This window comes from Bacillus sp. RC51 (genome assembly GCF_044908115.1).
GTDB lineage: Bacteria > Bacillota > Bacilli > Bacillales > Bacillaceae_G > Bacillus_A > Bacillus_A mycoides.
This window is the reverse complement of record NZ_JBIYCW010000012.1, coordinates 53997-72511: the sequence shown is the minus strand read 5'-3', so window position 1 is coordinate 72511 and position 18515 is coordinate 53997. Positions and strand designations below refer to the sequence as shown.

At 35.4% G+C, this 18515-nt stretch carries 17 protein-coding genes and 1 tRNA gene; 7 read left to right on the top strand and 11 right to left on the bottom strand.

Going from position 1 to position 18515, the window contains the following annotated elements; genetic code table 11:
• Window positions 1-93: 93 nt before the first annotated feature.
• Window positions 94-321, bottom strand: coding sequence for a hypothetical protein (locus ABH959_RS21430; RefSeq protein ID WP_002064332.1), 228 nt, complete (start codon window positions 319-321; stop codon window positions 94-96).
• A 283-nt stretch (window positions 322-604) separates the two neighbouring features.
• Here ABH959_RS21430 and ABH959_RS21425 point away from each other — a divergent pair, with 283 nt between their 5' ends.
• Both ABH959_RS21425 and ABH959_RS21420 read left to right on the top strand, forming a co-directional pair.
• Window positions 605-829, top strand: coding sequence for a hypothetical protein (locus ABH959_RS21425; protein WP_113937739.1), 225 nt, complete (start codon window positions 605-607; stop codon window positions 827-829).
• 190 nt (window positions 830-1019) lie between these two features.
• Window positions 1020-1091: transfer RNA gene (locus tag ABH959_RS21420), tRNA-Val, on the top strand.
• Between the two features lie 64 nt (window positions 1092-1155).
• On the opposite strand, the gene ABH959_RS21415 is transcribed toward ABH959_RS21420, so the two are convergent.
• From ABH959_RS21415 to ABH959_RS21390, 6 genes are all read right to left on the bottom strand, one after another.
• Window positions 1156-1752 (bottom strand): hypothetical protein, encoded by a 597-nt coding sequence (locus ABH959_RS21415; RefSeq protein WP_113937737.1) that lies wholly within the window; start codon window positions 1750-1752, stop codon window positions 1156-1158.
• A gap of 158 nt (window positions 1753-1910) precedes the next feature.
• Window positions 1911-2456, bottom strand: a complete 546-nt coding sequence (locus tag ABH959_RS21410) for a hypothetical protein (protein ID WP_404493143.1) — start codon at window positions 2454-2456, stop codon at window positions 1911-1913.
• Between the two features lie 49 nt (window positions 2457-2505).
• The gene (locus ABH959_RS21405; RefSeq protein WP_404493142.1) at window positions 2506-2859 is read right to left on the bottom strand and encodes a hypothetical protein; all 354 of its coding nucleotides are present in this window, start codon (window positions 2857-2859) and stop codon (window positions 2506-2508) included.
• A 134-nt stretch (window positions 2860-2993) separates the two neighbouring features.
• Window positions 2994-3176 carry a DUF3976 domain-containing protein gene (locus ABH959_RS21400; RefSeq protein ID WP_002086895.1) on the bottom strand — a complete coding sequence of 61 codons (183 nt, stop codon included), beginning with the start codon at window positions 3174-3176 and terminating at the stop codon, window positions 2994-2996.
• A 28-nt stretch (window positions 3177-3204) separates the two neighbouring features.
• The gene (locus ABH959_RS21395) at window positions 3205-3582 is read right to left on the bottom strand and encodes a hypothetical protein (protein ID WP_002117153.1); all 378 of its coding nucleotides are present in this window, start codon (window positions 3580-3582) and stop codon (window positions 3205-3207) included.
• On the bottom strand, window positions 3579-3794 hold the full coding sequence (locus ABH959_RS21390) for a helix-turn-helix transcriptional regulator (RefSeq protein ID WP_002188807.1): 216 nt from the start codon (window positions 3792-3794) through the stop codon (window positions 3579-3581). The genes ABH959_RS21395 and ABH959_RS21390 overlap by 4 nt, the downstream gene beginning before the upstream one ends.
• Before the next feature lie 826 nt (window positions 3795-4620).
• Between ABH959_RS21390 and odhA the strand changes: the two genes are divergently transcribed.
• The gene (gene odhA / locus ABH959_RS21385; protein ID WP_404493140.1) at window positions 4621-7488 is read left to right on the top strand and encodes a 2-oxoglutarate dehydrogenase E1 component; all 2868 of its coding nucleotides are present in this window, start codon (window positions 4621-4623) and stop codon (window positions 7486-7488) included.
• 129 nt (window positions 7489-7617) lie between these two features.
• Complete coding sequence (odhB, locus tag ABH959_RS21380; protein ID WP_242309898.1) at window positions 7618-8874, top strand: 2-oxoglutarate dehydrogenase complex dihydrolipoyllysine-residue succinyltransferase; 1257 nt, start codon at window positions 7618-7620, stop codon at window positions 8872-8874.
• A gap of 53 nt (window positions 8875-8927) precedes the next feature.
• On the opposite strand, the gene ABH959_RS21375 is transcribed toward odhB, so the two are convergent.
• Window positions 8928-10394 carry an RNA-guided endonuclease InsQ/TnpB family protein gene (locus tag ABH959_RS21375; protein WP_404493139.1) on the bottom strand — a complete coding sequence of 489 codons (1467 nt, stop codon included), beginning with the start codon at window positions 10392-10394 and terminating at the stop codon, window positions 8928-8930.
• A 266-nt stretch (window positions 10395-10660) separates the two neighbouring features.
• Here ABH959_RS21375 and ABH959_RS21370 point away from each other — a divergent pair, with 266 nt between their 5' ends.
• Genes ABH959_RS21370 through ABH959_RS21360 form a run of 3 tightly spaced genes read left to right on the top strand, consistent with a single transcriptional unit; the run spans window position 10661 to window position 16111 of the window.
• Window positions 10661-12580, top strand: coding sequence for a putative thiazole-containing bacteriocin maturation protein (locus ABH959_RS21370; RefSeq protein ID WP_113937730.1), 1920 nt, complete (start codon window positions 10661-10663; stop codon window positions 12578-12580).
• Window positions 12577-14526: a TOMM precursor leader peptide-binding protein gene (locus ABH959_RS21365; RefSeq protein WP_113937729.1), complete on the top strand. Its 1950-nt coding sequence runs from the start codon at window positions 12577-12579 to the stop codon at window positions 14524-14526. The genes ABH959_RS21370 and ABH959_RS21365 overlap by 4 nt, the downstream gene beginning before the upstream one ends.
• A 22-nt stretch (window positions 14527-14548) precedes the next feature.
• Complete coding sequence (locus ABH959_RS21360; protein WP_404493138.1) at window positions 14549-16111, top strand: SagB family peptide dehydrogenase; 1563 nt, start codon at window positions 14549-14551, stop codon at window positions 16109-16111.
• A gap of 33 nt (window positions 16112-16144) precedes the next feature.
• On the opposite strand, the gene ABH959_RS21355 is transcribed toward ABH959_RS21360, so the two are convergent.
• Genes ABH959_RS21355 through ABH959_RS21345 form a run of 3 tightly spaced genes read right to left on the bottom strand, consistent with a single transcriptional unit; the run spans window position 16145 to window position 18515 of the window.
• Window positions 16145-16801, bottom strand: a complete 657-nt coding sequence (locus ABH959_RS21355) for an HAD family hydrolase (RefSeq protein WP_404493136.1) — start codon at window positions 16799-16801, stop codon at window positions 16145-16147.
• A 2-nt stretch (window positions 16802-16803) separates the two neighbouring features.
• Window positions 16804-17577 carry an inositol monophosphatase family protein gene (locus ABH959_RS21350; protein WP_113937726.1) on the bottom strand — a complete coding sequence of 258 codons (774 nt, stop codon included), beginning with the start codon at window positions 17575-17577 and terminating at the stop codon, window positions 16804-16806.
• Window positions 17547-18515, bottom strand: coding sequence for an aminoglycoside phosphotransferase family protein (locus ABH959_RS21345; protein ID WP_113937725.1), 969 nt, complete (start codon window positions 18513-18515; stop codon window positions 17547-17549). The genes ABH959_RS21350 and ABH959_RS21345 overlap by 31 nt, the downstream gene beginning before the upstream one ends.

The window sequence follows — 18515 nt, the reverse complement described above, 5'->3', positions numbered from 1 at the left end:
ATTTGTATTAAATTGGAAGAATATTCACTGTTTTTTACTATATCATATTTTTACGATAAATAACATAAATATACAATAAAAAATAAGAAGGAATTACTCTTTCTTATCCTTCTCATCAATCAACGAATCTATTAACTTTTGTCCAGCTTCCTCGGCCGTAATCTCATCCGTCATCCCCATAAATGACCACCCTTTAGAATCGACCCACTCAACGAACTCTTGCAAAAACTCATCATGCGTCACATCCACATCAAGAATCGAACCATCAATCGAAATCGTTCTATTTCTAGACACACGCATCTTGAACGTTTTTCTTACCATTACAATTATTCTCCCTCTACTCCTGAATATTTATAAATATCTTGTACTTCTTTTATACATGATTTCTTGAAAATTGTAAAAAGGATATATTGGCCAATTTGCATATTAAAAATGAAAATCTCTTATTATATAACCCTCACACTACATTCATTTAGTCATAAATTACGGAATACATCCATATAAAAAAACAAACCAACTTACATTATATCACACCAAACACACTTGACTTTAGTACAATGAAATCGAATATATTAGAAAATACCTTAAAATGAGGAGGAACTCCATGGCGCGTTGTACGTATTGTAAAACGAAGTGGAAAATAAAAGATGTATGGTCAATACTCGTGACATTTGAAAAAGATTGTCCGTATTGTTTCGGAAGACAATATCTATCAAAGAAAACATTGAACGCTATGCCAGAACTTATAAGCTTACCTTTACACTTCTTATTCCCTTTTCTTGTTGATTTAAGCGATAAAGGTCCTTTGGATTGGTATCGGAAATCATAATATAACCGGTTTATTCAAAATCCACTTTCAATTAAATGCTCTTCTTATATATTCCTTAATACACTACTAGCCTGATTCCAACTATTTTCCCATCAAAACATTAATATAAAATATTGTAAAATTTCAGTTAATTATATATAATTACTTTAGCATAAAGATTAAAGATGCTGTTACATAAGCATTTTTGAAGATCCCGTAGCTCAGCAGGGAGAGCGCCACCTTGACAGGGTGGAGGTCGTGAGTTCGACCCTCTCCGGGGTAATAAAAAAAGAGACACCATATCAACCTACTACGTGATATGGTGTCTCTTTTTTTATGTAAGTAAATCACTTCCCACCAAACATCTTCTCCAAAGACTTCGCATTAGCAAACAATACTTCTTTCAAGTTATCATCTGCAGCGATTTTATAGTCGCCATCTTTGTTTTTCTTTAAGTTCAATGTAACTTCGCGAGTCGCCATGATTGCATCTTTATCTGATAAGTGTTTGACGATTGCTGATGTCATCGTTTTTTCGATTGCTTTTTCAGATTGTTCTTTGTCTTCGCTAAAAGCACTAGCAAAGGCCATTGGCATAACTTCTCCCACTGCTTTTGTTACGGCAACGGATAGATCAACAGATGTAATTTTCACTTTCACTTCTGCTTTGTCATCCTTTTTCGATACTTCTTCTGGCTTTTCAAATTTAAAGTTTTTCGTAATTGCACTCAGCATTGCTTTTGCCTCAGCATCATCTGTTTTTTCATTTAGTTTATTAAATTCCTTGTCACTCTCAACAAATGTACGAGCCTTTTCTACATCACCTTTTTGTATCGCTGTTAAAAATTCTTCTGTAGTATCTTTCGGATTTGCACACCCTGCTAAAACACCTACTGTTAATCCTACTACCATCATTAACAGCAATAATTTCTGTATCTTTTTCACGTTCATTCTCCTCTTATCTTTTCTAGTAAGTCAGCATTATACAATAGTATGAAACTGACATTACAAACATTTTTTAGTATAGCATTTATATGATTTGTTTTCTATTCTTTCCCAAAAGATAAAGAGCCTTGTAGTATTTCTACAAAGCTCTTTATCTTTCAATCCGTATCCGTAGCGCAAATTAACCACATTTTATGCTCCTTACTATCTAACACCATCCAAGTATTATCCCATGCAACATCGTAAAACCAGTCCGTCCAAGGGCTTTGACTTTCGAACACTATAATATCCTCATAACGATCTTGGAACATGTATTGGCATACATCGCTCGCTAATTGCTTCGCAACTACCATTCTCTCTGGAAAATATTTATATGCTCCGCCTCTTATAATTTGAAATGCAATACTCCCATCAAGCATTACCGCGCTATTATATTCAAATTGAAACTTATATTTTTCTGATGTATGTATTTTTAATTCCTCTAAGTTATTGATTATATCTAAAGAGTTGAAGATTTTTTTGAAAAAGTGCTCGTATCTATCTATTTCATAAGGTACTTCTTTGAAAAAATCTTCGTTATGTACTTTAAAACAGCTTATTACTGCCCCACCATTTAAGTTTTGTTTCTTAAATGTATTTATAAGTTGCTTAATAGATGAGTCATTCGTTTCTATTTTTTCAAAAGTTCCTGCTTTCCATCTCATAACGCTCACTACTCTCTATTAAAAATGTGTTTCTTCATTATTATAGTACTTACTTTAACATCGGCCTCGCTACTCTATATTCTTCACTCTTAGGCTCTTTTAGGAGTATAGGTGGCCTTTCATCCTCTTCTTCTAAAATCATCTCAAATACTTCTGTTTTTTCTTGTAATATGTTGGATTCACTATCTTTAGTAGGCTGTTTGCTCGTTTCAATTTTCTTTGTTACTTCACCAAGTCTTTGTCCGATTTCTTCTGCTTTGGCAGGTTCATTCGTAACGTAGTATTCTTGGTTCTCCCATACTAACATAGGTGGCACTTGTTCTCGTTTGTTACATATTATATAAGTAATACTAGCTATAAGTAGTAAACATGTTAATAAAAAGAAGATAGCTTTTTTATTCATATACTATTCTCCTTATCTATCATTTCATTGGATTATATAATACAAGATATAGATAGAAAATGGATTTTATGGTAATTTTTAGTTTTATTTTCAAAAAGAAAAACCTTACAAAAGTAAGGCTCCATTTTTAAATTCTATAGTGACTGATTTATTAAAACGATCATTACGATAATCGCTATAAACATAACAACTAAGCAGCCGATCATTTTATAAAATCCTCGTTTCGTTAACGTTCCGCCTTGAACGTCTTTCCGAATAAATAAAAATACGGCTAAAAATAATACAAGCCCCATGCCAAAAGCATACATCATTTGCATATGTTAATCTTCCTTTCTCTTTTACATCTTAATATCTTTTCGATAAAACAACAAACGATATAAAAACTGTACTCATCGTAAGTGCCATTAATATATTCAATAGTTCAACCGCAGATAGCGTAATTACTTTTAAGTTTAAGCCAATAGAGAAAAGAAGATAGTATGCCGTTAGTGCAAAAAAGCTGAAGAACATTCCTTTATAACGAATGAGTTTCATTCGCTCATCTTTTTCTTTAAATTGCGGGTGCAAGTAGCTTAGGCAAAAACACATGATCATCATTGCAAGTACTGTATAGGTTGGAATTGGCGGTGCAGAATGCGTCATTATACCTGCTAATATCATAGTTCCGCTCATAATTAAAAAGATAATCCCCATAATTACAAAGTACTTTTGTGAATAATTCATCCTTTCTCCCCCTCTTCTTTTCCTTCATAAATAAATACATGTTCTATCGTTGTCTGAAATGTTTTTGCTATTTCAAATGCTAACGGAAGTGATGGATCATATTTTCCCTTTTCAATTGAAATGATGGTTTGTCTGGAAACTCCAAGTTTCTCAGCCAATTTTTCTTGAGATAGTCCAAGTTTTTTTCGATATTCGACCATTTTATTTTCCAAGGAAATTTCTCCCTCCTTCCTTATACCGAGTATATACGTAAAGGAAACTTTACGTCAAGGTTCCTTTACATTCATTTCGTTTATTTTTCATTCTATTTATATAGAAGAAACTCTTTCAAATTCAGCACGTCTATTTTGAAATGAAACATGGAACAATGTATATAGCCGTTACTATATCTCCTCCCCATTTTTATGAAAATTTAATATCTCCATATTTGTTTTATCCTTTTAAAATGTTTCATTCTGCTCTTTATCGGGTGAAATGCGCTATTGTTTTTACGTTGTTTTTCGCCATATTTATAGAAACTAACGGTTTATGAAGCATTTTTTATGTATAGCCACTTTTTTTGTAGAAATCCTTCATTTTCCTTTCGATATTTAACACTATCGAGATAAAGTTTATGGTAAATTCATAATTTTTTATTTTTTATACTATATTCCGTTATATTGTTGTATAATATCAATGAAAGCGCTTATTATTCCAATATACATAATTCGAACTAAACTTTATCGAAACATTCTGATAGTTATACTTATATTTAAATGCAACAATTATAGGTATTAATGTAGGTATACCAAATATATCCACCCCATTTTCCCGTGAAATTACTTTATAACATGAAAGATTAACTTGGGTGATAAGTTATTGTGAATGTTTTTTTACAAAACAGATAAGTAATAGTGTTTGGTATTATGTAAATTATTGTAATAACATAAGAGTAAAGAAAAACATTTACATTGATTATTGGTTCATCAATTATTGAAAAGAGCAAAATGCACCTTTTTGTATGGAAAAAGGATTATATGCATTGGGAGGTTTAAACAAATGACGAGGAAGAATACAACGACAAACCCTTGGGCCAAGTTCCATGGTCCGAACCTTGGTTATGTTATTGAACAGTATGATCTTTACGTAACTGGAGCAGGTTCTGTTGATCCGGAATTACAAGAGCTTTTTGAAATTTTTGGAGCTCCTTCGTTTCAAGATGATGTCGTAACAGGGGACAACACAGCAACACATTTTTCTCCTCAAAACACAGGGAATATTGAAAAGATTCTTAAAGTCGTTCAACTTGTTGAACAGATTCGTTCTTTCGGGCATACATTGGCTCACATTAATCCGATGGAAGATGCTGCAAACGGACAATCTCTTATCGAGAAAACAATGAACGAACTGAGCGATGCTGACTTGAAAGCGATTCCAGCAAAAACAGTATGGCAAGATGCACCAGAGGGTATTCACACTGCACTTGATGTAATTCATAGATTAAAAGACGTTTATACAAAATCTTTAGCTTATGAATTCTCACATATACAAGATAGTGAAGAACGCGCGTGGTTGCATCAAATGGTGGAATCAAATTCATTGCGTCAACCATTATCAAATAAAAAACGAACTGCTCTTTTAAAACGTTTAACTGCTGTTGAAGGTTTCGAGCAATTCTTGCATAAAACATTCGTTGGTCAAAAACGTTTCTCTATAGAGGGCGTTGATATGCTTGTACCTGTACTAGATGAAATTGTTTCAGAAGGTGCTAAAGGCGGAGTAGAAGATGTCATGATTGGTATGGCTCACCGCGGTCGTCTAAGCGTACTCGCTCACGTATTAGAAAAGCCATATAATCACATGTTTGCAGAATTCAAACATGCAAAAATAGAAGGTGCAGTGGCAAATGCTGGCTGGACTGGCGACGTGAAATACCATTTAGGTAGAGAACAAGTCGTTGGTAATGAAGAAGTTAGCACTCGTGTTACATTAGCAAATAACCCGAGTCATCTTGAGTTCGTTAACCCTGTTGTTGAAGGTTTCGCACGTGCAGCTCAAGAGAATCGTAAAAGATCTGGTCTTCCAGAACAAGATACTACAAAATCATTCGTAATTTTAGTTCATGGTGATGCTGCATTCCCTGGTCAAGGTGTTGTGTCTGAGACACTCAACTTAAGTAGATTGAATGCATACCAAACTGGCGGAACTATTCATGTTATCGCAAATAATGCAGTCGGCTTTACGACTGATAGCTATGATTCTCGTTCTACTAAATATTCAAGCGACCTTGCAAAAGGTTTCGATATTCCGATTGTTCACGTGAATGCTGATGATCCGGAAGCTTGTCTTGCTGCTGCAAACCTTGCGATCCAATATCGTATGCTGTTCAAAAAGGACTTCTTAATCGATTTAATCGGTTACCGCCGATATGGTCATAACGAAATGGATGATCCAGCAGTTACGCAACCACAAGTGTACAAAAAAATTAAAAATCACCCAACTGTAAGAGCAATTTATGCAGATCAATTACAATCTGCTGGCGTTCTGAATGCAGATGAGGTTGAAACAATTACTCAGTTTATACACGAGGAATTAAAGGCTGAATACGCACAAGTGCCACCAGCTGATACGAGTGCTGCAACAATTCACGTTAAAGTTCCAGAGGTTGTTGCAAAAGGAATCCAGCCGATTGACACTGGTGTTTCAATTGAATCACTTCGTGCAATTAATGAAGGACTATTATCTTGGCCTGAAGGCTTTAACGTATATCCAAAAGTGAAGAAAATTCTTGAGCGCCGTAAAGATGCTCTTGAAGAGAACGGTAAAATTGAATGGGCACTTGCTGAATCGTTAGCATTTGCTTCTATTTTGCAAGAAGGTACGCCAATTCGTTTAACTGGTCAAGATTCACAGCGTGGTACATTCGCGCACCGTCATATCGTATTACACGATACTGATACAAACGAAACATATTCACCATTACACCGTTTACCGAACATTAACGCATCATTCTCTGTTCATAACAGTCCGTTATCAGAAGCTGCTGTTGTTGGTTACGAATATGGTTACAACGTATTTGCTCCAGAAACTCTTGTTATGTGGGAAGCTCAATACGGTGACTTCTCAAATACTGCGCAAGCATTATTTGATCAATATGTTTCAGCAGGAAGAGCAAAATGGGGTCAAAAATCTGGTTTAGTTCTTCTATTACCACACGGTTATGAAGGTCAAGGGCCAGAACACTCTAGTGCACGTCCAGAGCGTTTCTTACAATTAGCTGCTGAGAACAACTGGACAGTTGCAAACTTAACGAGCGCGGCACAATACTTCCATATTTTACGTCGTCAAGCATCTATCTTAGGAACAGAAGCTGTTCGACCGTTAGTGCTTATGACACCAAAGAGTTTATTACGTCATCCACTTACGCTTTCAACTGCTAGTCAGTTAAGCGAAGGACGTTTCCAACCTGCTTTAGAACAAGAAAACCTTGGTACAAAGCCAAATAAAGTAAAACGTCTTGTTTTAAGTACAGGTAAAATGGCAATTGACTTAGCAGCAGAAATCGAAAGTGGTAAGCATGAGTACAGCCTAGATGAAGTTCATATGGTTCGTATCGAGCAGTTGTACCCATTCCCTGCTGAAAAAGTTCAATCTATTATTAAACGCTTTAAAAACTTAGAAGAAATCATTTGGGTTCAAGAAGAACCTCGTAATATGGGCGCATGGCATTACATGGCTCCAATTCTGTTCGAACTAGCTGGGGATAAAGTGAAAACAGGTTACATTGGACGCCCGGATCGTTCTAGCCCATCTGGTGGCGATCCATTCGCTCACAAAGCTGAGCAAGAATTAATCGTTGCACACGCTTTAGATGTGAAGTACAACTTCCGTCAAGATAAACAAGAAATTGAAGTTTTTAGTAACTAAAAGTAACAATAAATTTTTCTGGCTCGACTTGGGCAGATGTTCTGCCCAAGTCGAGCTAACAAATGGAGATTACCGAAGATTAAAGAAGACAAAACACACCGTTAGGCAAATAAGGGGAGGACATTTAAAATGATCGAAATTAAAGTACCTGAGCTTGCAGAATCTATTTCAGAAGGAACTATTTCACAATGGCTTATCAACGTAGGCGACAAAGTTGAGAAAGGTGGCAGTGTTGTTGAGCTTGAGACTGACAAAGTCAATGTAGAAATCATTGCAGAAGATTCAGGTATTGTATCGAAGTTATTAGGCGAACCTGGGGATACAGTTGAAGTTGGCGCTACTATCGCAATTTTAGATGCAAACGGCGCAGCAGTTGCAGTAAGTACACCAGCACCACCTGCTGAGCAACCAAAACAAGAAACTACTGAAGCACCGAAAGCAGCAGCTCCAAGTGCTGAACAAAATAAAGCGTTGCAAGGTTTACCAAATACAAATCGTCCTATCGCATCACCAGCTGCTCGCAAAATGGCTCGTGAATTAGGAATCGATTTAAACGAAGTACGTAGCACAGATCCACTTGGACGTGTGAGACCACATGACGTACAAGCTCACGCTGCAGCGCCAAAAGAAGCACCAGCTGCTCCAAAACAAAGTCCGGCTCCAGTTGCAAAAACTGAATTTGAAAAACCAGTTGAGCGTGTGAAAATGTCCCGCCGCCGTCAAACAATTGCAAAACGTCTTGTAGAGGTTCAACAAACATCTGCAATGTTAACTACATTTAACGAAGTTGATATGAGTGCAATCATGGAATTACGTAAAGAACGCAAAGATGCTTTCGAGAAAAAACATGATGTACGTCTTGGCTTTATGTCATTCTTCACAAAAGCAGTTGTTGCAGCATTAAAACAGTTCCCATTATTAAATGCTGAAATTCAAGGCGATGAGCTTATCATTAAAAAATTCTATGATATCGGTATTGCAGTAGCAGCTCCAGATGGATTAGTTGTTCCAGTTGTACGCGATGCTAACCAATTGAACTTCGCTGAAATTGAAAGCGAGATTCGTAATTTAGGTCTGAAAGCACGCGATAATAAACTTTCATTAAAAGAGCTACAAGGTGGTACATTTACGATTACAAATGGTGGCGTGTTCGGTTCTCTAATGTCAACACCAATCCTAAATAGTCCACAAGTAGGTATTCTAGGGATGCATAAAATCCAAGTACGTCCAGTTGCAATTGATGCAGAACGTATGGAAAACCGTCCAATGATGTACCTTGCACTATCTTACGATCACCGTATTGTTGATGGTAAAGAAGCAGTTAGCTTCCTTGTTGCTGTTAAAGATATGCTTGAAGATCCAAAATCATTATTATTAGAAGGTTGATGAACACTCCCCCACTTAGCAAAGCTTGAAGTGGGGGTTTCTAACGTTTCGACCTAACGGATGATTAACGTCAAGGGAGTTAACACATTAGCGAGCTGTTTCACGCCTAACCCCTCTATCCCATTTGTCCATGCATTTGGGATTACTTTTCGTAAAATGTTAGCCGCAGCATTTACATCTGCATTAATTAAAGTTTTATTTGCTGAACGATATATGCCGCACTTTATTCGTTTTCCTGAAAAAGTTGTATTTTGGTCATTTTCTCCATACGTTGGAATGAAGTCGTTATCCAGAAAACTTGCTTTCGATGTATATGATTCTTCAGTTACAACAACTTGAATGCCTACAGCATTTGCTTTGTATGTAATCATTTGAATCAGTAAATTATGCGGGATATGACAAAACGATTGGTTATTTCTTTTTCCCATATTCGTTTCTTGTTTCCAACTTTTGTTTTGACCAATAACGATTTTACAAACTTCTTCTTGAGCTAGTTTTACGATGTGGTGACTAACTTTATGGAAGACGTCTTTTATTTTCAAGTAACGTTTTTGATGAAGTTTTTCTATCCTTTTAGAAGTAAAAGGTCCTTCATTAGTTTGTTTTCCCTTTCTAAGAATGCTTGTAAAATGACTCTTCATTTTGTTGTAATATTGATTTATGCTTTTGACATGTTTGCCCTTAACAAGGACAGGTTTCATACCTGTGTTTGTTACGATGGTTGCAAGGTTATCAATCCCTAAATCAATACTCATATAACGAGCATTCTCTTCAATAATTTGTTGTTCAGAAGGAACATCAATTACCAATTCCACTACATATTCATTGTATTTTGGAATCACACGAACTTGTTTCAGTTTACCTTCAGTGAAACCTAGTTTCCCAATATTTAATTGTAATTTCGTCTTTGGAAACTTTAAAAATCTACCGTTTTTAATGATGCAATCTTGGTTTGTATACAGAATCTCTTTTTCAGAAGAACGAATATACTTTGGGATCCTAGGCATTCCAGCATATTTGTTTGGATTCTTTTTATAGTCTTTTAAACTAGCAAAAAAAGATTTCCAATTTTGGAACAACCCTTTCATGATTGACTGGCTACATTGCGTAGGCAAAGCTCGATAATCATTTTGAATCATAGCCTTAAATAGTGCATCTAGAAAGTTGTAATCTACATAAGGTTTTTCAAAATTAGGTTCTGAAAACAAATTACATTTAATCTCTTTCTGTTCTTCTTTAGGCTTTAATTTCTCTTTTTCCAATTTCTTCTGATAGGCCAGGAGTTGTGTGTCATTCATCTTACCAATATTTTTATGAATATTATCCAGAACTTCTTTTTGCAAAGGCTGCAACTCTTTTTCTTGTGTTAATCCAGTGTACACCTGGCGTATATAAAAGTTTGTGGTGTTGTACATGTTCTTAGCGTTATGACAACATTCTTGAAAATAAGAATACATACGATGCCCTTTTTTAATCCAAATTTGAAGAGTTTTATAGTTTGATGGATTTTCCTTTGTCATTTTATTCACCTCCTTGTTAAGGATATTACAGCAAAAGAGAACGTATGTTTTCTCTCTTTTCTTGAAAATAAAATATTTCTTTCGATTCACCTCACCACCTTCGCTTACGTTTAGAGGTGGGAGTCCTCTCGAAAGGCATGATAGATTAATAATCTAATATATAAAGGTTGTAGAATACATCATTCTACAGCTTTTTTTGCGTTCATACGGGACAAATCACACTACATAGACTAACAATGTATGCCTAAAACGTAAGGGGGATAAACATGAATAACCTTCCAGTTCATGCAAAACTTAAAGCAAATAAGGATACTTTCTTCCTCCCCGATTCAAACGGGGGTGTTTACTTTCGAAATAACTCCAGTTCATTCCGTATGGATGGTGATGGAATTTATGACTGGATTGAGAAATTAATGCCTATGTTTAACGGTAATCATTCTTTGACAGAAATAACCGATGGTCTCCCTCTCCCCTATCAAAATCGTGTATTTGAAATTGGAGAGATTTTATATGAAAATGGTTTCATTCGTGATGTAAGCCAAGATGCTCCCCACGAATTAAACAGTGCATTACTCGACAGATATGCTTCGCAAATTGAGTTTTTAGAAGCTGATTCCCATTCAGGCGCTTTAAAATTCGAAACGTACCGCGCCGCAAATGTGCTTATAATTGGTTCTGGCGATATGCTTACTTCCCTAGTTTCTTCTTTATTAGAATCTGGTTTACCTACATTCCATTATCTTGTTACAGATCGTGCTGAAACAAACTACGATCGAATTCATGAACTAAGCGAACGTGCATATGCAAATGATGACAATGTACTTATTCAAGAAATAGATATTACAATTGATCGCCCTTTACATGAAGTATTCGAGCCTTTCGACTGGATTTTATACGTTTCCCAAAATGGAGATATTGAAAGTTTAAGAGCAATCCATACTATTTGTAGAGAATTTAAGAAAAATTTCATACCAGCTATTTGCCTATCAAGAATTGGTTTAGCTGGACCCGTCGTAACCAGAGACCGTGAAGAATGCTGGGAATCAGCTTGGCATCGTCTACACGAAACTACTTTACAAAGTGAAAATCCACCTGAACCTTTCTCACCAATTGCATCTGCAATGTTAGCAAATGTTATCGTTTTTGAGTTATTTAAACATGTCGCTGAAGATTCACATAGGCAGCATAATCCTCAATTCTTTTTATTAAACTTGGAAACACTTGAAGGAAAGTGGCACCCTTTCATAAAACATCTTCTCGCAACCGATGAAATCTTTACAATTGATACGGTGCAAAATCTTCAAGAAAACCTTGCCCAACGTTCCGGACAATATACTTCAACTGAACTTTTTCGTTTTTTTGATACGTTAACTTCTAAAGAAGCTGGCATATTCCACATGTGGGATGAACAAGATTTACACCAATTGCCTTTATCACAGTGCAATATTCAAGTTGCAAATCCATTATCAGACGGACCTACCTCTCCCCTTCCTACTATAACTTGCGGTGGATTAACTCATAATGAAGCACGCCGCGAAGCTGGTTTAACAGGAGTTGAAACATATGTAGCTGAAATGATTCATCGTCTTATCCCCGAACATACTGATATCGGTATTGGTGCTGGGGAAACGATGACAGAAGGTGTATACCGAGCACTCCAAAAACATTTAAATAATAAGTTATATGAACGCCAATCACATATGCTAGAAGAGATTACAGAGCTTGATTTAACCGAAATTCATGATAAACATTGTAGGTTTTACTACGATGCTCTCTCTACAATTCATGAAATACCTAAAGTAGGAATGAGTGAGGAGTTACTTGGTTTTCCTGTCGTTTGGATCGGTATTAATGATAGATGGTATGGTGCGGCAAATATTAATATAACACTCGCTTTAAGAAATGCTCTGCAACAGGCACTCCTTCATATTCAAAATGAAGAGATTCCTTATAAAGCTAATATGTTACCGGAATCATCCATTGTTTTATATAGTACGGATTCTGTTAGAGTAGCAATACAAGAAGAGGAAGAAATTCCAGGCGTACAGTCTTTACAAGTTGCTTTGCAAAATTTAGCGGAAAACAACTTGTATCCATTCGTTTTTGATTTAGCTATTGAGTCATTTTTAAGAGACAGCTTAGACGGTGTATATGGAGTATTAATTGCAAAGGAGGATGACCAATGACTCAAAACATACTACTTATAGGAGATGGCCTACTCACAGACTATGTACATGAGCAATTGTGTAAGCAATATTCACTCATCCGCCAGCATACAATTACAGAAGCTCTTCCTGAAAACATTCATCTTGCTCTCGTTTTACATGACGGGTCTCCTTCTTCCGTACATCATGATGCTGAGCTTATCTTTCGCTCAAATAATATTCCGTGGCTTCGCGCGTTTACTTCGTTTGGTGAAGGTATTATTGGTCCTTACGTGAAGCCTCTTACAACTGGATGTTCCCACTGCGCTGATGGACGCCGGTTTATAGCTGGCTTTGATCAAAGAGAAATGTGGGAACTACAACGAAAATATGCATTAAAAGCAGAGAACGTGACGAGGCGTGATGTACGCGCCACCCAAAATGGAATGTTACAAATGTGCCAGCTCATTCATGCTGAAACAGAGAAAATATTAGCTCATGGATATTCTTCTTTAGAAAACGAACTCATTTTACTGGACTTACAAACGTTACAATGTACCCGGAATTCGTTTCTTCCAGACCCTCTCTGTCCGGTATGCAGCAATTTGCCTGACGATACAGCAGATGCAGCGCAAATTTCTTTACAACCAAGTTTGAAAACGAGTACTGAAACGTATCGCTGTCGTTCCATTCATGAGCTAAACACATTTTTATCGAGAGACTATTTAGATTACCGGACTGGTATTTTAAACGGCCAAATGCAACATTCTTTATTACCGTTTGCTGATGTCATTATAAACATGCCGTTACTGTTTGGAAATGAAGGTGTCGCGGGCCGGACTCATTCATTTTCACTTAGTGAAGCAACCGCTATTTTAGAAGGATTAGAACGCTATTGCGGTATGTCGCCTCGTGGAAAAAAAACAAATGTACATGGCAGTTTTCGTGAGCTAGAAGATGTTGCACTGAATCCCCTCACACTTGGTGTACATACAAATGAACATTACAATCGTGATAGTTTTCCATTTAAGCCGTTTGATCCTGATTATGAGCAAAACTGGGTATGGGGATATTCTTTATTACAAAGCAGGCCCCTTCTAGTTCCAGAATCAATCGCTTATTATAGCCTTGGTCATAGAGATGCTTTCGTGTATGAAACATCAAATGGATGTGCCATTGGTGGTAGTTTAGAAGAAGCAATTTTTCACGGCATTTTAGAAATTGTAGAGCGTGACGCCTTTTTGCTCACTTGGTATGCCGAATTACCTCTTCCCCGTCTCGATCTTAGTTCAGCCAATGATACTGAATTGCAATTAATGATTGAACGCTTACGCACAATTACTGGATATGAATTATACGTTTTCAACGCGACGATGGAACATGGTATTCCGAGCATATGGGTCATTGCGAAAAATACAAGGCAAGATGGTATGAATCTCGTCTGTGCTGGCGGCGCACATATGGAACCAATTCGAGCTGTAAAAAATGCAATTCATGAAATAGCGGGCATGTTACTTATAACAGATGAAGAGCTTGAACAAAAAAGAGAGAAATATGAAAACTGTTTACAAGATCCATATCTTGTTTCGCAAATGGAAGACCATAGTATGCTGTATGGATTGAAAGAAGCGGAAGAGCGTCTTCACTTCCTTTTACGTGATGATGCTCCGGTGCAAACGTTCCAAGAAATGAATGCATTACAATCATTTGATGTGGATTTAACATCTGATCTTCATCAACTTTTAAACAGGTTACATCAATCTGGACTTGAAGTAATTGTTGTAGATCAAACGGTCCCCCTTATAGAAAAGAACGGCTTACATTGTGTAAAAGTAATTATTCCAGGCATGTTACCGATGACGTTCGGTCACCATCTCACTCGGGTTACAGGACTGGATAGAGTGTATACCGTACCGATGACACTTGGATATTGGGCTGAGCCTTTAACGAATGAAAGTTTAAATCCACATCCGCATCCGTTTCCATAATTCATAGTGAGGGGGAAATTTGATGCAACCTGATACTTTTTTACATCATCTCCATTTTTCTATTAATGAAATTATGTCGTCCGATAAAGAGATTAACTGGGAAGACGCACCACTTCCTTATAAATTATATCGAAATTTACCAGTCATCCCTCTCTCTTTAGAAATCCCATTAACTTTGCGAAATTCTTCTACTAAACCTAACTTAGAGGAAATCGGTCATTATCTTTGGTACTCATTTGGTTTAACACAATTATGTCAGCCTACTACTAGCCTAGAAAATAATAAAACAACGACTCTATTCCGAAGATTCATCCCTTCTGGGGGTGCTTTATATCCAAATGAATTATATATGTATTTAAAAATTGATCATTATCCAGACGGCATTTACCATTACAACGCCGCACACCACCGTCTTATCTTACTTCGTGAAGGAAATTTTGATTCTTATCTTGCAGAAGCACTCGGCAATCGTTGTAACATACATTCTTGTTTTGGTGCTGCATTTATATCCACTATGTTTTGGAAAAACTTCTTTAAATACAATAACTTTTCGTATCGTCTTCAAGGATTAGATAGTGGTGTTCTAATCGGTCAATTACTTGAATGCGCAAAACAATTTGGTTATACAAATGGTGTATATTTTCAGTTTCTAGATCGGGCAATGAATCATTTACTTGGACTGTCAGAAGGTGAAGAAAGTGTGTATGCTGTTATTCCTTTAAGTACAGGACCGAATACAGATTGGTTTCATGATGATCATCGTAAAAATAAACCCATTACTTCTCATGACTTGTTGCAACAAATCCCGCCGTTAACACATGAGCATTTCGTTCGTTCAAAACATGTAGATGACTATCCGATGATAAAAAAAATAAACGCGTCATCTATGATTGAATCAACAGAACACTTCCAAACATTTACCTGTGAAGAACGACAACAATATAGTGCACACGCTATGCAGCTACCTAAAGTAGAACGTTTATCATATGATTTTTTACAACTTTGTAAAAAACGATATTCACCTGATTCTGACTTCATTTTAACGAAATGGGATGCAGCCGAGCTCGCTACTTTACTACAAGAAGCGAGCCTCTCCTTCCCTTATTACAACGACCTTGATGGCAAGTATGTAAATGAAAACGCACGAGTCTCACTATATGGATGCTTTTATAACGTAAAAGACATAGAAAACGGCGCTTACGCTTATAACAGTAGGACACATTCCATACAGCCACTTCGGTACGGAGACCTTCGTTATTCTCTGCAATCCAGTATGACGATGGATAACGTAAATCTTTTTCAAGTACCACTTTGTCTACATGTAATCGGAAATAAAGATTACTATAAAAATAAATTAGGTTATAGAGGATATCGAATTCATCAAATGGAAGCTGGCATGCTCGTTCATAAACTCGTTTTTGCAGCGACTGCGATGGGAATGGGTGGGCATCCTTTACTTAGTTTTGATACAAATTCATGCGATCAATTGTACGGGATAGATGTTGGAAAAGAAACGTCACTTATTCAAATTCCTGTTGGGGCGTATCGAGCGCGAAATTGGCTAAAAGGGTCCTTGCATAATTGAAATTGCACCCTTTGTTCACACAAAGGGTGCAATTCAAATATACACGCGTTCAAAATAATTTTCTTTATTAAACTCTAAAAAAGAATCGAATTTAACATGTGCATGGTTAAACAATAAGTTTTTCGTTAATTTTGTTGGTATCACAATACAATTTAATCCGGCCCTATAAGCTGATTCTAAACCTATTGGAGTATCTTCAAAAGCAATCGTATTAGAAGCAGAAACATTTAATTCAGATAAAGTTTTTATATAGACTTCAGGATTAGGTTTAAAATTCGTTACATCATTTGCAGTATTTATAATATCGAAAAAATCTAATAATTTTAAATACATTAAAAAACTAAGTACCCAATCTATGTCTGAGTTAGATGCTAAACCTATTTTCACGTTGCTAGCTTTTAACGATATTAGTAAATCTTTCACACCCTCTCTAGGTTTTTCATCGCTTAATAAAGAATAGAACAACTTTTTACGTTCCCTATGTAATTCTTTTATATTTACATTGTAACCTAATTTTTTTTCTAAAAACATATAGGGATTAGTTTTGTGACGTGAGCCTATATTGTTTAACCATAAATCTTTTGGAAACTCTTCATCAAAACATTTATATAGCTCTTTAAAGCTTTTATATTCATGTTTTTCCGTATCAAAAATAATACCATCAAAATCAAATATAACTGCTCTTTGCATTTCTATTCCTCCACAGTTTTTAAATTCATATAATTATTTAGTTCTTGATAGATAGATTGAGAAGTGGCTAATACTGAGCTTTTATTATTGATAGTAAGTTTCTTACCATACGCTGTTGTTATAATACCCCCTGCTTCTTCAATCAACAATTTTCCTGCTACAAAGTCCCAGGGTTGTAACCTGTCATATAAAAATATATCTAATCTACCAGCCGCAATATAAGCTAATTCTAAAGATGCACTTCCTAATTGCCTGATTCCTCGTACGTTAAATGGTTGTTTAAATGGATTGTTTTTTTGATTCCAACAAACATTAAGCAAGCACTCTTGTAGCGAGTTTTCATGTTTCATGAAAATTTTTTTATCATTTAAAAATGCCCCTTTATTTTTAATAGCATAAAAAAATTCATCTCTAGAAGGATCGTAAATTCCCGAAATCATAGGTTCATTATTTTTACATAAAGCTATGGCAATTGTAAAATTTATTTTTTGATGTACATAGTTTACTGTTCCATCTAAAGGGTCAATAATCCAAGAATAATTAGAATTCTGTACCACACTCAAATCTGTATTATTCTCTTCTGAGATTATGTTATGATTTGGATAATACCTATTTATGCTACTCTCTAAAAAACAATTAATATCTCTGTCCATACTCGTAACAATATCATTCAGCCCTTTATTTGTTACTTCTAAATTTTTTTTAGTTTCTAATGACATTTTTCCTGCCTTTTTAATAATTCTCCTTATAAATTCAATAAATTCGATATACTCCATACTTCTCCATCTTCCTTACTTATAAATTTTATAGCAGTATTATAGAGTTCTTGGATAAATTCAATTGACTCACTTATTCTGTTTGGGGTAGATAAAATTAATAGATACGCCAATTCCAACTTATATATTTGCAAATATATAAGCATGTTTTTTTGAAAAATTTCAGGATTTATACCATATCCTCGATAAAATATTTCTTTATATTTAAATTGAGGAAAGATAAACATTTCCAGAACTCTAAAGTCATATATAGGATCTCCAATTAAGGACCATTCAAAATCCAAAATACCTATTCTTTCTTCCGAGGCAAAATCAACTACGATATTATTTGGATAAAAATCCCCATGTAAGAGAGCTAAATTATTAGATTCTCTCATTTCATCTATTAAATAATGAAAATACTTTCTAAGAACAACTAAATAATTAGACATACCATTTATACAAATTCTTTGTTTCTTTATTTCACATATCCATTTATCTATTCGTATCCTTAGAAAATCTTTCCAGTTGAATACTGTAGAAGCATTTATATAACCGATTTTTTCATTTGTCCTAATAGAATGAATCTTTTTTAATGTCTTCCCCATCTTAAAAAAGATTCTTGGTAAGTTCTCTACATTATTTTCTAAATATATTCCTAAATTAGATCCTTTCATCCCTTCTGTAAGTATGAATTCAGTAGATTGATTATTATATTGAAAATTCCCATGTTGCAATATCTTAGGAACAATTAGACCATTTTCACCTAAGATCTCCAACATGAAAATTTGGCGTTTCTTTTTATGTGAAATATGATACTTATTTAACCATAGGTAGAGAATTTTATTTTTTAACTGAATTTTAAAAGCTTGATTTGAATAACTGCCTTTAGCTAATTGAATAGATTCTATTGGTTCATCTACCATTCCATTTAATAATTTTTTTAAGTCGTCAATCAT